Source organism: Limosilactobacillus alvi, from assembly GCF_016900115.1.
GTDB classification, from domain to species: Bacteria; Bacillota; Bacilli; order Lactobacillales; family Lactobacillaceae; genus Limosilactobacillus; species Limosilactobacillus alvi.
Map to the genome: position 1 here is coordinate 35,172 of NZ_JACJJQ010000011.1, position 15,003 is coordinate 50,174.

Consider the following 15,003-nt stretch of genomic DNA (forward strand, 5'->3'; position numbering starts at 1 on the left):
TCAGTAACTAAGGTCAAAGCAGTAGCTGAATGGCAGTTGCTTCCCTGGCGGTCGCACCAACCGATTCAGCCTTGCATGGGCTCACAAACGCCAAACCAGTTGGCTGGTTCGCTCCAAAGCACGGCCTTAGCGGATAAGTGCGAACGAAAGGCCGATTCTAATGAATCAACCTTCGTTCTTCTTATCCCAACCAGGCCGTCAAGGAGCTTTTTTCCCAACCTTTTTCTTTAATCTAAGCTTCTTTTCCACTAACCAAATAATTTTGCTTCCCCCATGGCATTTGCTAACGCTATAAACTGGTTTAAAGTTAACCGCTCCGGCCGAATTTGGGGATCAAGGGCTTGCTTAGCCAAAATAGTTTCCATTTGTTTTTGCTTGACCGCATCCTTTTTAAAGTACGGCTTTAAGTTATTCCACAAACTCTTGCGCCGGTGAGTAAAGCATGACTTAATCAACCCAAAAAGTTGCTTTTCGTCGCGGGGTTGCACCGACAAAGCTTCCGCTCGCTTTGTCAAAGTAACAATCGCTGAGTCGACATTTGGGGCCGGCACAAAGGACCGTCGCGAAACGTTAAAAGCGATTTTGGCATCCATCCGATATTCAATTGCCAGGGTCAATGATCCGTATTCCTTGGTTCCTGGTTTAGCAGCTAATCGCTCAGCCACTTCCTTTTGCATCATTACCGTGATCCCCGCCCAATCAATTTTGGTTCCTAAAAGGTGCATCAAAATCGGACTCGTAATGTAGTACGGTAAGTTGGCAACCACCTTGATAGGCTTAGTCGGATCGTCAAAATGATTTTGAATTAGTTGTGGCAGGTCAACCTTTAAAACGTCCTGGTTAAGCACTTCAACATTATCAAAATCACTTAAGACATCTGCCAAAACCGGGATTAAATCGGTATCCAATTCCAGGGCGACAACCTTCCCAGCTCGTTGGGCGAGCTGCTCGGTTAATGCCCCTAAACCAGGACCGATCTCAATGACATTATCAACCTTGCTTATTTCCGCCGCATCAACGATGCCCCTTAAAACGGTTGGATTCGTTAGAAAATTTTGACCGAAACCCTTCTTAGCGTGTAAACCATACTTTTGCATGATTTCTTTAGTGCGTTTAAAGTTTCCGATTGCTGGTTGTGTCATTTTTTTCTCCTTCCCGATTAAGCTGTGCAAGGGCAGCTTGAAAATTGGCCTTTGAAATCCGAAAAAGGTTTAGCCGGACCAAAAGTTGTTTAGCATTGCCATATCCAATTCCTAAAATCTGGCCTAAACGTTCACGACGTTGCCGGGCTGCTTGACCGCCCATCAACTTGGCCGCTTGTAAATCCGCCCGGGTAAATTCAGCTGGAGCCGCCGGTTCTTCCGTATAGACTTCCGCAAGGGCCGCCCGAATCGTTGCTGGACTAGCATGTTCGACCCCCAAACTTCCATGAGCTTCCGTGGGAACACCTTGGTCCCGACGAATAAAAGCATGTTTTACCCCGGGAATCGCTTGGCTAATCATTTTTCGTAGCCGTTCCCCATTAAAATCAGGATCGGTAAACACAATTAGGCCCCGCCTTTCCTGAAGTTTTTTTAGCTGGGCCAGACCAGTTTTATCCAAGGCCGACCCATTCGTTTCATAAGTATCCGCGTTCACAGCCATCTGGATCCGTTTGGTATCGTCTTTGCCTTCAACGACAATCACTTCTTTAATTTTCTGCATTTTTCCTCCTAAAAAGGCGGTCAGCCGTTTGGTAGCTGGCATTAGCGATCGTTGCCGGGGTTTCGTTTAGTAAGTCAGCCAAACCTAAAACCGTAAAGTAAGTAAAGGCGGGCTCATTTTGCTTACCCCGGTAAGGCATCGGAGTGAGGTAAGGGGCGTCGGTTTCAACCATCAGGCGATCGAGTGGTGTCACCTTCGCCGCTGCTTGAACATCAACCGCCTTATTAAAAGTTACCACTCCACTATAAGAAAGATCCATTCCCAAATCCAAGAAGCGTTTGGCCCATTCTGCATTCTCAGCAAAGCTATGCATCACGCCACCATAATCACCAACGTGGTTTACTTTTAAAATCCGGTAAGCATCTTCAATTGCCTCTCGGCAGTGGATTACCACTGGTAAATGTAAATCATGTGCAATCGCTAACTGGCGAGCAAAAACCCGTTGTTGTTCTTCTCTAGGAACAGCATTCCAGTAATAATCGAGACCAATTTCGCCAACTGCAACTACGGCTGGATCCGCTAATTGGCGGATTAGCGTTTCTTCAGCTTGCTCATCGTAGTTCACTAAATCTTCCGGGTGCCAACCAATCACGGCGGCAAGTTGTGAGTATTGGTGGGCCAACTTAATTGCCCGTGCATTTAGTTTAGTATTTGACCCTACCATATTCATCCTAACGACGCCAAAATGGGCGGCCCGCGCTAGGTAGGCCGCCACATCGTTATAAAACACATCATCATTAAGGTGCGTGTGTGAATCATAGATTGTTAGTTTTTGCAATTGCATTATTCAACGCCAGAACCATTAACTAAGTTATCAGGAACCGTCACAACTTGAACCTCACCATCATGTTCAGCGGAAAGGATCATCCCCTGACTAACTTCTCCCCGCATCTTCCGTGGCTTCAAATTGGCAACAATCATAACTTTTTTACCAACTAAGACTTGCGGATCTGGGTACCATTGAGCAATTCCAGAGAGAATTTGGCGACCAGTTTCCGAACCATCATCAAGTTGGAACTTCAACAGCTTATCAGCGCCTTTAACGTGATCAACAGCCTTGACTTGGGCTACCTTTAATTCAACCTTATCAAAAACATCAATCCGAATTTCTTTCTTACCAGCTGGTACTTCACTAGCTGCTTGCTTAGCGGACTCTTTCTTTTGTTCCATTGCTTTGCGCCCCTTTTGCTTTTGGTTAGCACTCATTTGACTTTGGATAAAGGCCACCTCTTCTTCGGCATCCCGCCGTGGGAAAATTGGCGTCCCCTTCTTAACAACCGTTACTTCAGCCGGAAAATCATCAAAGGCCAAGGCTGTTAAGTTAACTTCAGCTGTTGGCAAACCAAGTTGACTCCAGATTTCCTTTGGCGCATCTGGCATGAATGGTTGTAGCATTGCGGCTACAAAACGCAAGGCCTTTGCCAAATGAGTTAAAACATCAGACAATTCAGCCGCTTTTGCTTCATCCTTTGCCAAAATCCATGGCTCTGTTTCGTCAATGTACTTGTTTGCGCGAGAAATCACTTGCCAAATAGCACTCAAAGCATCCGCAAACCGCGTTTGATCCATTAATTGGCAATATTGATCAAAAGCATGCTTAGCGGTTGCTTCAAGCTCGGCATCAAAAGCCGTCGTTGCACTTGGTTGGCCCACTAGTTTCCCCGCTTGGTACTTATTTACCATTGCGACCGTCCGGTTTAACAAGTTTCCAAGGTCGTTGGCAAGATCATAGTTGACCTTTGCGACAAAGTCTTCTGGACTGAAGACTCCATCGTTACCGAACGGCATTGCCTTAAGTAAATAGTAACGAGTAGCATCAAGGCCATAACGATCAACCAGGGTTTCGGGATAAACCACGTTTCCCTTGGACTTGGACATTTTACCTTCCTTCATCGTCAACCAACCATGACCAATGACGTGCTTTGGCAATGGTAAACCTAAAGCATGAAGCATAATCGGCCAGTAAATAGTATGGAAACGAACAATTTCTTTCCCAACCATGTGAACATCGGCTGGCCAGTACTTCTTGAAGTTAGCATCATTATCACTACCATAACCAAGCGCCGTGATATAGTTGGACAAAGCATCAATCCATACATAAACGACATGCTTTGGATCACTAGGGACCTTAACCCCCCAGTTAAAAGAAGTCCGGGTAACGGCCAAATCTTCAAGCCCTGGTTTCAAGAAATTATTAATCATTTCATTCATCCGAGATTGCGGTTGGATGAAGTCTGGATGTTCTTGATAGTAGTTCATCAACCAGTTGGCATATTTACTCATCTTAAAGAAGTAAGATTCTTCTTCAACTAATTGAACTTCATGGCCAGATGGAGCCTTTCCACCGATAACATTACCATTATCATCCCGATAAACTTCGGCCAATTGGCTTTCCGTGAAGTATTCTTCATCATCAACTGAGTACCAACCACTGTACTTGCCCTTATAAATATCACCTTGGTCAAGTAATTGTTGGAAAATCTTTTGGACCGCTTTTTCATGATAATCATCGGTTGTCCGGATAAACTTATCATTTGTAATCTTAAGTTTCTTCCACAATGCCTTAATACCGGCTGCCATACCGTCAACGTAAGCTTGCGGTGTTTGGCCCAGTTGCTCAGCCTTTTGTTCAATCTTTAAGCCGTGTTCATCCGTCCCGGTCAAGAAAAAGACGTCATAACCACGGAGCCGCTTAAAGCGGGCTTCAGCATCACAGGCCACCGTAGTATAGGAATTTCCGATATGGAGTTTCCCTGATGGATAATAAATTGGAGTTGTAATATAGTAAGTTGGTTTTGCTTCAGCCATTCCCATTCCTCTTTTCAACACTTGTTAATTAAACTCTAGTATAGCAAACTTAGTGGCTGGTGTCGCACTTCCTGATGAGATTTTAGAACAAGTTAAGTTGCTCGGGAGATCGCGGAACCAAACCTTGAAAATGCAAATTCATTTGTTGCGTTAACATTTGAGCGTTTGGCGCCGCATCCCCACCAGAATTATTATTGAAAATAATACACAGTTCCTGGGGTTGCGGTTTTAATTGTTCAATTACCTTTTTTAATCCGGTCAGTTCTTCTTTGGAGTAAGCATACAAGGTCCGCTTTTTTCGCCAATCACTGCCCTGGTGATTCCACCCTTGCGCATTCCGGCCGTGCAAGCGAATCAAACCTAGTTTAGGATTAGTCAGCCTGAGCTTAAAAGGAACACTCGTTGGTAGCTGATGGGGTTCATCCACTGCCACTAAAGTGAAATTTAATTCCCGACAATAATTAATTAATGACGGGAAAACGCCTTGCCGATACCAAGACTGATGGCGAAATTCAATTGCAATCGGTAAAGTTGGCAACCACTTTCGTATTTGCATTAAGTATTCAATATTCATCGTGGTCGCTGTAAAGGTTGGTGGAAACTGAAAAAGCACCGCTTTTAGTTGATTCGCTGCCACTAGCGGCGCCACCGTTCGTCTAAAAAGTTGAAACATTTCTGTTAGGGACCGCTCATTTGGCAACTGGGCTTGCGGGTGTTTGGTCATCGTTTGGTGAGCCTTAACAATAAATTGAAAGGCCGGGGAAACTTCCCCTAACCACTTTTGTACCGTCGTAACTTGGGGTAAAGCATAGAAAAAAGTATCCACTTCGACTACTGGAAAATGCTGGGCATATTCATTTAGGGTGACTGGTCGTTGCGCGTGAATCAAAGCGTGATGTTCACTCCATGTGGTTAAACCAACTGTTATTTCCATTATTTTCAATCCTTTTTATGTAATAAAGCCACCAAGCGACAACGATTCAGTCCACGTTGCTTTGGTGGCATTGTTTCAAGCCCTTTTTTATTGTAGTTTCCTTTTTAATTTGGATCAATAATCCGAGGCTGAGTTATTTATTTGTATATTTCCCACTAAATGCTTTTTGGACAGATTGTGGAGCTTGATCAAAATCAACGGCCTTAACGTAGTTTCCGCGGATCATCAACCGATTTTTACCAGTCGCATCGCAGGTAATCAAAGTGACGATCTTCTTTGACGTATTGTTAACCACGTCAACTCGGGTTGCTAAGATAAACTTACGTTGGTAAATCTTGTAATAATAGATCTTCTTCATGTCCGTTAGGTAGATCATTTGCCCAACCTTCGCATGGTAATACAAAGGTGAGAAAAGAATCTTGGAACCATTTGCCATGTTATGGCCCGCTAATGGGTAGTTACCTTGTCCTAGCTTTTGATCCGGACGCATCGTCCCAGCAGCCACCGCTAAAGTCGCATTAGACACTCCAGTGGCGATTGGAATATTTAAATTAATCGCTGGAATAGCAATCTGACCAATCACATTAACCGCCTGCTTATTTGCCCGCGCTTTAGCAACCGCCTGTAAATTTAAATCTTTCGTCTGCGAAAAATCATACTCTTTTTGATCAACTTTTTTCTGCTGATTTTTAGCTACCGTCGTCTTAGTAATCGTTGGGCGATAACTTCCCACCAAATAGTATTTAATCTGTTGGTTAAAAATTAAGGCGAGACTAACGATAAGCAGAATAATTATTCCCGTCCACGAAAGCCATTTTCGTTTCTTCATCTTTTTTCCTCCTAACCACCATTATAAGTTAGATGATGATAAGATAACCTCCTTAGTATACCATCATTTTCCGGAAAAACGCTTATTTTTTGTCAGTGAACTCTGCTTTAAATTTGAAACACGGAGCGTGGGATTAAGCAATGGTGATCGCTGTCCAAGACTTCTAGTGATCTTAATCAATTCCTGTTGGTGGCGAACAACTGCTTTAACTTCCTGATCTGGTTGGCGGAGTTGCACCTTCCCGTTAATATCAAAATGATAACCACCCCACATATGTTGGTGAATCGGCGGCATCGGTGAACTAGCAACCAACCGTAATTTACCAATTAGATCGTGACAATTAACATACCCTAAAGTAACGGGATCATAGATATCGACATAGTTATTCACCTTGTGCCTAAATTTCCGGACATGGTGTTTCTCTTTACGGGAAAGTAAGGGATATAGGTTAGTCCCCTCGTAGAGGTAAGCAGCCCTAATTTGACCAATAAAGCGACAATGGGCAAGGGCAAATTGAAGATTGATTGCCCCTAGGGAATGGCCCACTAGATATAACTTTGCGTCTTGGTATTGGTGACACAGCTGGTTCAAGGTCCGGACGGCCGTTTTTAGCTGGCTCGGAATGGTTCGCTTTTGGATGAGCATAGCTTCTAAAATCGGCAGATTGGTAGTCAACCATTCCTGATCAAAGGTCGTCAAATTTCCCTTCCGTAAACCAGAAGAACCTTTAAATAAAATAACTACTTGTTTTGGGTGCGGATTTTGGCCCACCACAAAGAGTTGCATTCCATCTGCGGCATAGTAGTGTTGCAAAACCTGCCCTAAACAATGGTGACCAATCACGATGTCTTGACCTACCTCGAGCGGTTGATATTCTTGCTTGGCTAAGGCGACCCAATCCCGATCTGTTAGTTGTTTGCGTAAATCCAAATTGCTCACCCCCTCTTAATATATTTTATCTTATTATGAGGACAAAATAAAAAGAGGTTGGGAAAAAAGCTCCTTGACGGCCTGGTCGGGATAAGAAGAACGAAGGTTGATTCATTAGAATCGGCCTTTCGTTCGCACTTATCCACTAAGGCCGTGCTTTTTGACCTTAGTTACTGAGTAACATTCGGAGATGACAAAGAGGGTGGGAAGAAACTTGAGTTTCTTCCCACCCTCTTTCTGAAGCTTTGGCTGATTACTTGAGACCGTACTTCTTGTTGAACTTGTCGACTGCCCCATCGGCTTGCGTAAACTTTTGCTTACCAGTGTAGAATGGGTGTGAGTCGGAAGTAACTTCAACCCGGATTAATGGGTATTCGTTACCGTCTTCCCACTTAACAGTTTCCTTGGACGTAGCCGTAGAACCTGATAAGAACTTAAAGCCAGTAGATGAGTCTTCAAATACAACGTAGTGATAATCTGGGTGAATTCCTTGCTTCATAATTTAATACGCTCCTTTGCCATGAATCATTGCCTGAAACATAGATTATTTTCAATAACCTAGCTAGAATAACATAGTTTTACCAAAATGGCAACTATTCATCTTCAATCTTAACATTTGCATTCAACCGATTAAGTTTCCAAACAACTCGGTCGTAACCCCGTAAAATATGGTCAGCTTGGTGAATAACAGTGGTTCCTTGGGCCATCAAACCAGTAATCATAAGGGAAGCCCCCGCGCGAATTTCGCCAGCTTCGACCTCAGCGCCATGAAGCATTGCGCTGTCGGTATGATCAATCACAATTTTGCCATCACCAGCTACAATTTTCATGCCCATTTTTTGCAATTGTGCAATGTGTTTAACCCGCTTTGGATAAATTGTATCAACAACCACGCTTTCTCCTTTGGCCAATGCCATCAGTGGCGTAAGTGGTTGTTGTAAATCAGTCGCAAAGCCTGGATAAGGCATCGTCTTGACATGAATTGCTTTTAATTGCTTAACTGGTGGAACAAAAATTTTATCACTGTCGATCTGAAGGTTAACCCCCATCTCAATCATTTTACTGGTGTAAGCTTCCAGGTGTTCAGGAATAACATTATTAACCATTACTCCATCACCAAGAGCAGCTGCCAGTGACAGATAGGTTCCCGTTTCAATTCGGTCAGCGATAATGGTATGCGTGTTCATAGACTGAAGGGTCTTAACTCCCGTAATCCGAATCACGTCGGTTCCAACGCCCCGAATCTGGGCCCCCATGTTGTTTAGAAATGTTGCCAAATCAACGATTTCCGGTTCCCGCGCGGCATTTTCGATTACGGTCATACCTTCCGCCCGAACCGCTGCTAAAATGGCATTGATCGTTGCTCCAACGGAAACCATATCCATAAAAATCCGATTTCCATGAAGACCATTAGGGGCGGCTAGATGCACCGTCCCACCGTTTTGGCTAACAGTTGCTCCTAAAGCTTCAAATGCTTTTAAATGTTGATCGATTGGCCGTGGCCCAATATTGTCACCACCAGGAAAAGTTAAGGTTGCCCGGTGAAAACGGCCGAGGAGGGCTCCCATGAAATAATAGGACGCCCGCAGACTCTTAATTGCCTTACTTGGTAACTCTGCTTCGACAATCTGGGTCGGATCGATATCAAGTACCCCATGCGAAAATGAGGACTTAACATTCATTGACTCCAGAATAATCATTAGATTGTGAACATCCAGGATGTCCGGCACGGTATCAAACTGCACAGGAGTGTCGGCTAAAATTGCCGCAGGGATTAAGGCAACAGTGCTATTTTTAGCACCGCCAATGGTAACCTCACCCGCCAGGCGGTTTCCTCCTTGAATGATCATTTTTTTCATGATTGTCTTTCCTCACTTAATAACACGATAAATTCATACTAAAACCCTGTTTTACAAAATAAAACAGTCAATAGATATGATAATGAATCATCCGTAAAATTACAACCTTTTACCAGTATTCTTAACAAATCAATCTTGATCTGTTCGGATTTAGCGAAAATTTTCGATCAGTCTGCCAAAAAAACAGAAAAACTTTTCTGCTAGCCAAACACCAAATTAAGCTTCTTCCTTACCTGCTAATGCGGCCTTAATAAAGGCGGCAAACATTCCCTCTGGCCGGTTTGGCCGGGATAAGAATTCAGGGTGATATTGAGCAGCCATGTAGAACCGATTCTCTGGTACTTCAACAACTTCGACTAGGTTCCGTTCTGGGTTAACCCCCGCTACCTTTAAGCCCGCTGCTTCGAGTTCTTCACGGTAAGCATTGTTAAATTCGTAACGATGCCGGTGTCGTTCATGAATAATCGATTGGTTTCCATAGGCCGCATAGGCTTTCGTTCCTGGAATCAGCTTACATGCATAAGCACCCAGCCGTTGGGTCCCACCCATATCTTCAGTTTCCGCTTGATCAGCCATTAAGTCGATCACATTGTGCTCTGTGTTCGGGTTAAATTCCGTTGAATTTGCATCTTCGTACCCTAAGACGTGGCGAGCATATTCGATAGTTGCAATTTGCATTCCCAAGCAAATCCCCATGTAAGGAACATCATTTTCCCGTGCATATTGGGCAGCCGTGATCATGCCTTCAATTCCCCGACTACCAAAACCACCAGGAACTAAGATTCCATCATAGCTGCCAAGGACATCAGCCACGTTATCGACATTAATATTTTCAGCGTTAAAGTGATCAATCTTAACCTTAGCATCAACAGGATAGCCAGCATGCCGTAAGGATTCATTAACTGAAATGTAGGCATCTTGCAAGTCAGTATACTTGCCAACCATTGCAATCTTAACCGTCTTTGTAAGGCCATTTTCAATGTGGTTAACCATTTCCGTCCAGGAACGCATATCGGCAACTGGTACATCCAACTTAAAGTGGTCAACTACCAATTGATCTAAGCCTTGCTTTTGCATATTCAATGGGATTTCGTAAAGGTATGGCACGTCCATTGATTCAACAACTGCCTTGGGATCAACGTCACAGAAAAGGGCAATCTTCTTCCGCATTTCATCCGTGATTGGCTTTTCCGTCCGTACAACCAAAATGTTTGGTTGAATCCCTAAGCCCCGCAATTCCCGCACTGAGTGTTGGGTTGGCTTTGTCTTCATTTCGCCAGCGGCAGCTAAGTATGGCACTAAGGTCGTATGGATGTAGAGAACATTATCACTCCCAGCATCCTTTTTCATTTGCCGAATTGCTTCCATAAATGGTTGGGATTCGATATCCCCAACGGTCCCACCAATTTCGGTAATCACTACTTCAGCATCGGTACTTTCTCCAGCCCGTTTGATCTTTTCTTTGATCATGTTAGTGATGTGCGGAATAACTTGAACGGTCCGGCCAAGATAGTCACCCCGCCGTTCCTTACGTAACACTTCTGAATAAATCTTCCCAGTTGTTACGTTGGAATATTTGTTCAAATCATTATCAATAAACCGTTCATAGTGACCAAGATCAAGGTCGGTTTCCGTTCCATCATCAGTAACGAAAACCTCCCCGTGTTGGTATGGACTCATCGTTCCAGGATCGACATTAATGTAAGGGTCAAACTTTTGAATGGCAATCTTTAATCCCCGGTTCTTTAACAACCGGCCTAGTGAAGCGGCCACAATCCCCTTTCCAAGTGATGAAACAACTCCACCAGTAACAAAAATATACTTTGTCATGCTCTTCCTCCTAAATAAAATTGACAAACTCCGGGTGACCCTTTTCCAAATATAAAAACTCCCCATTTCAAACGAAATAGGGAGCTGAAATTTTGCTTTTAATTGGCCCAATTTTTTCTTGGGAGCCCAAGTATCATAATACCGAGGCCAATTCCGATAGTCAAGGAATAAGTTTAAGCTTCCTTATTCCTCATCGTTGTCTTCGTCGTCATCATCGTCGAAGTCTTCATCGTCTAATTCTGACAATTGGTCCTCGATGTTATTATCATCGTCGCCATCATCAACCGGATTGTCATCATCATAATCGTCATCGTCGTAATCATCGTTGCCATCGTCGTCATCATCCAGATCATCGTCCTCTGGATCATCGTTGTCGTAATCAATTACGTCGTCATCGTCATCGCTACCAGCCAAGAAGGCATTAACCTTGCGGCTCTTCTTCTTTGGACGATCTTCATCATCGTCACTTTCACCAACCGTAGCTTCATCGATTGATTCGTATGGATACCATGCCCGAAGACCCCACGTATTGTCACCGAGGGAAATAAAGCTACCATCGACGTTCAAGTCCGTGTAGAACTGGGAAAGCCGTTCGCGAATTTCCTCATCGCTTTTTCCAAGGTACTGTTGAATTTCGTTTGTTAAATCCGCAAAGGCCATTGCTTCCCCATGGTACGCTAAGATCGCATGTGCGACCTCAACCATTGAGAGTTCTGACTTGTCTTGGCCATCGAAAACCTTTAAATCCAAATTGGTGCACATCCCTTCAAAAAGTCTAACCTACATAATACTATCTTCTAAAGTTTAAATCAAGATGATACTTACCTAAAACCATCGCGCCATTTTTTAAACGGTAATCAACTTGTAACGTGCCACTTGCTTGGTCTAAATCAATTAGTGACAGCAACCGATCAGTCAAGACTTCTAAATTGATTACTCCGTATTCAGTCTTGTACCGAGTCTGTGTGCTTTGCTGCGGGTCAAAATGTAATCGGGTTCGCCGGGCACCATCTCTTGTAACCATTAATTGCCCCTCGTCCAAACGAATTCGCACCGGAATTGACTGACCTGCCTGGTGTTCAATATAAGTTAAATAGTGCTGATGTTCATTTAAAGTCACCAAACGACCAGCTTCTGTAAAAGAAAATTCTTCTTTTTGACCATCAATCATGGTGATCGTCTTGAGCTTAATTTTAACGGCCTCTTCTTGCTTAATCTTTAATCCCTCCATTACATCCCAATTTAGTTTCTTTAATTATAGGAAACTAGCCGTTAAATCTCAATTCCAGTGAAGTTTAGTTTCAGATTCGGTATAATTAGAAAAGAAATTTTTAATGAGAGGACATACCATGGGATTTTTTGACGAACAATTACCACAAGAAAAAGTTTTCCGGGACCCCATTCACCACTACATCGTGGTCGATAACCAAATCATCCTAGATTTAATCAATACTCCTGAATTTCAACGACTGCGGCGGGTAAAGCAACTAGGAACGAGTTCTTTGATTTTTCACGGGGCAGAACATTCGCGTTTTGGTCACAGCCTCGGAGTTTATGAAATTACTCGTCGCATGTGTAATCATTTCCAACGAAACTACCCGAGCCAAAGAACTGGTGATGGATTGTGGGATGAACAAGAACGGCCAGTCGCCCTTTGTGCTGCTCTGTTGCATGACCTCGGCCATGGCCCTTTTTCACATACTTTTGAGCACATTTTTCACACTAATCACGAAAACATCACCCAGCGATTAATCACCAGTCCCGAGACCCAAATCAATCAGATTTTACAGCGGGTTAGTCCAGATTTTCCGGCCAAGGTTGCTAGCGTCATTGACCATACTTACCCTAACCCTCAAGTTGTACAAATGATCTCATCCCAAATTGATGCTGATCGCATGGACTATTTACAACGCGATGCTTTTTACACCGGGACTAACTATGGAAAATTCGATCTCGATCGGGTCTTAAAAGTAATGCGGCCAATTCATAATGGAATCGCCTTTCAAATTGCCGGAATGCATGCCGTGGAAGATTACATTTTGAGTCGGCTTCAAATGTACCTCCAAGTCTATTTTCACCCAGTTACGCGGTCAATGGAAGTCATTTTAGCTCACCAACTCAAACGGGCCAAGTGGCTTTATCAGCATCCAAATGAATATCAACCTAAATTTACCCCTGAATTATTAATGCCATTCTTCAATGGTCGGTTCTCACTTGACGATTACCTCGCCTTAGATGATGGCGTTTTAACCACCTACTTCGCTCACTGGCGGCGATCAAATGACGATATTTTAGCCGACTTAGCAGATCGCTTTTTAAATCGCCGTCCTTTTAAATCGGTGCTCTATGATCAAACAACCGCCAAATTATTGCCACAACTCAAAGAATTAATTACCACAGCTGGCTTTAATCCAGACTACTACACGGCCACTAACTCGTCCTTTAAATTACCGTACGATATTTATAATCCCCAGGATAAAAAGCCGCAAAGTCAAATCGAACTTGTCCAGCCAAACGGCGAGCTCGTTGAATTATCCCAAGTTTCAACCCTGGTCGCAAGTGTTGCCGGTAAAGAAGCCGGTGATCAACGGTTCTTCTTCCCAAAAGAAATGCTTGCCCAACGCCAGAACATCGAAATTTTTCAACCAATTTACGATGAGTTTCAAAGCTACATTCAAAACAATCATTTAATTACTAAAGGAGAATAAATATGGCAATCAAATTAATTGCAATCGATATCGACGGAACCCTAATCAATGACCAACGTGAGATCACTCCAGCAACCAAAGCGGCTTTAGCCAAAGCAACTGCTAGTGGACTCAAAGTTGTCCTTTGTACTGGGCGACCAATGACTGGCGTTGCGGCTTACCTCGATGAACTTAATTTAAATGGCCAAGCTGATCAATATGTGATTAGTTTTAACGGCGGTCTCGCTCAGTCGACCGATGAACATCCCATTGTTGAAGCCACCATTTCCTTTGATGACTACCTTGATTTACAAAACTTCTACCGTAAAAACAAGGTCAAATGCATCATCGAAACCAGTGATTTTATCTACACAGCTAACCAAGATATTAGTCCTTATACGGTTCACGAATCCGATCTAGTTTCAATGCCAATTCATTACCGGACGATTGATCAACAAATTGCGCTCCGCAACCAAATGGAAATTGGTAAGGTCATGTTAACTGACGAACCAGCCAAAATCGACGCTATCCTGCCCAAAATTCCAGCTGAACTAAAAACTCGCTTTGCCTTTGTCCGGAGTGAAGCGTTTTATTTAGAAGCTGTGAATCCCAAGGCCGGGAAAGGGAATACTTTAAAGGCCCTTGCCGCACACCTTGGTTTTACCATGGATGAAGTGATGGCGATTGGCAATGCGCAAAACGATGAATCAATGATTAAAGTTGCAGGGGTTGGCGTTGCCATGGGAAATTCGATTGCCTCGACCCTAGCTTGTGCTGATATTACCGTTGCTGATAATAATCACGATGGGGTTGCCGAAGCCGTTGAAAAAGCCATGACCGGTAATTACTAAATTAAAACCGTCAACCAGTTTAAGGTCCGGAAAACTCAATAATGCCCTCTAAGTATACAGATGAAATAGAAAATTCATCTTATACTTGGAGGGGATTTTTATGTTTAGAAAACCAAAAGCTAAATATCTTGAAAGAGACTGGACATTCTAGCTTCAGATAAGTAGCTAAAAAGTATTAGTTTAATGAGGGACGATCATGACTTAGTATCGTTTGTATCGGTATCAAGGAAGGCGCGCCTGCCAAAACCTGGGCGAAGCTGGAACAATCCGTTCAGCAGGCAATTAAATATTTCAATACAGAACGTGCTTATGCAGCAAAAAACGGCTTGACCGCGGAAAAATTCCGTGCTCAAGCCGCTTAAATAATTTTTCTGTTTGCACTGTATCCTTGATGGGTAATAATGCCCTCCGACATAAAGGCTGGGAAGAAACTCATGTTTCTTCCCAGCCTCTTCCTACGATTAGTCAAGCGAAAAGTTATCGAAAATTAGCGTACACTAAACAAACCTGATCTAAATAAGAATTTAAAAATCAGGAAAAAGTGATATATTAAAGAAGAGGGTTAATCCTC

Annotated in this window: 14 protein-coding genes; 2 read left to right on the forward strand and 12 right to left on the reverse strand. The window is 43.3% G+C overall.

The window, feature by feature from the left end:
- Nucleotides 1-248: 248 nt before the first annotated feature.
- From rsmA to H5993_RS03650, 12 genes are all read right to left on the reverse strand, one after another.
- A complete protein-coding gene (gene rsmA / locus H5993_RS03595; protein ID WP_180871397.1) occupies nt 249-1,142 on the reverse strand; it encodes a 16S rRNA (adenine(1518)-N(6)/adenine(1519)-N(6))-dimethyltransferase RsmA in 894 nt (297 codons plus the stop codon).
- Nucleotides 1,114-1,704, reverse strand: coding sequence for a ribonuclease M5 (gene rnmV, locus H5993_RS03600; RefSeq protein ID WP_180871396.1), 591 nt, complete (start codon nt 1,702-1,704; stop codon nt 1,114-1,116). The genes rsmA and rnmV overlap by 29 nt, the downstream gene beginning before the upstream one ends.
- Entirely contained in the window at nt 1,691-2,488 is a 798-nt protein-coding gene (locus tag H5993_RS03605) for a TatD family hydrolase (protein ID WP_204776254.1), read from the reverse strand. Before H5993_RS03605 ends, rnmV begins: the two co-directional genes overlap by 14 nt.
- Entirely contained in the window at nt 2,488-4,512 is a 2,025-nt protein-coding gene (gene metG, locus H5993_RS03610; RefSeq protein ID WP_204776255.1) for a methionine--tRNA ligase, read from the reverse strand. Before metG ends, H5993_RS03605 begins: the two co-directional genes overlap by 1 nt.
- Nucleotides 4,513-4,594: 82 nt before the next feature.
- Entirely contained in the window at nt 4,595-5,446 is an 852-nt protein-coding gene (locus H5993_RS03615) for a DUF72 domain-containing protein (RefSeq protein ID WP_180871393.1), read from the reverse strand.
- Between the two features lie 133 nt (nt 5,447-5,579).
- Nucleotides 5,580-6,275 carry a class A sortase gene (locus tag H5993_RS03620; protein ID WP_180871392.1) on the reverse strand — a complete coding sequence of 232 codons (696 nt, stop codon included), beginning with the start codon at nt 6,273-6,275 and terminating at the stop codon, nt 5,580-5,582.
- A 63-nt stretch (nt 6,276-6,338) separates the two neighbouring features.
- Nucleotides 6,339-7,205 carry an alpha/beta hydrolase family protein gene (locus tag H5993_RS03625; protein WP_204776256.1) on the reverse strand — a complete coding sequence of 289 codons (867 nt, stop codon included), beginning with the start codon at nt 7,203-7,205 and terminating at the stop codon, nt 6,339-6,341.
- A 253-nt stretch (nt 7,206-7,458) separates the two neighbouring features.
- Nucleotides 7,459-7,704, reverse strand: a complete 246-nt coding sequence (locus tag H5993_RS03630) for a type B 50S ribosomal protein L31 (RefSeq protein WP_019206491.1) — start codon at nt 7,702-7,704, stop codon at nt 7,459-7,461.
- Nucleotides 7,705-7,798: 94 nt separating this feature from the next.
- Nucleotides 7,799-9,064, reverse strand: a complete 1,266-nt coding sequence (murA, locus tag H5993_RS03635; protein WP_180871390.1) for a UDP-N-acetylglucosamine 1-carboxyvinyltransferase — start codon at nt 9,062-9,064, stop codon at nt 7,799-7,801.
- A 216-nt stretch (nt 9,065-9,280) separates the two neighbouring features.
- A complete protein-coding gene (pyrG, locus tag H5993_RS03640; protein WP_180871389.1) occupies nt 9,281-10,894 on the reverse strand; it encodes a CTP synthase in 1,614 nt (537 codons plus the stop codon).
- A 183-nt stretch (nt 10,895-11,077) separates the two neighbouring features.
- Entirely contained in the window at nt 11,078-11,644 is a 567-nt protein-coding gene (rpoE, locus tag H5993_RS03645) for a DNA-directed RNA polymerase subunit delta (RefSeq protein WP_180871388.1), read from the reverse strand.
- 40 nt (nt 11,645-11,684) lie between these two features.
- Entirely contained in the window at nt 11,685-12,125 is a 441-nt protein-coding gene (locus H5993_RS03650) for a YwiB family protein (protein ID WP_180871387.1), read from the reverse strand.
- A 118-nt stretch (nt 12,126-12,243) separates the two neighbouring features.
- Between H5993_RS03650 and H5993_RS03655 the strand changes: the two genes are divergently transcribed.
- Nucleotides 12,244-13,602, forward strand: a complete 1,359-nt coding sequence (locus H5993_RS03655; protein WP_204776257.1) for an HD domain-containing protein — start codon at nt 12,244-12,246, stop codon at nt 13,600-13,602.
- A 2-nt stretch (nt 13,603-13,604) separates the two neighbouring features.
- The gene (gene yidA, locus H5993_RS03660; protein WP_180871385.1) at nt 13,605-14,432 is read left to right on the forward strand and encodes a sugar-phosphatase; all 828 of its coding nucleotides are present in this window, start codon (nt 13,605-13,607) and stop codon (nt 14,430-14,432) included.
- Nucleotides 14,433-15,003: the final 571 nt, after the last annotated feature.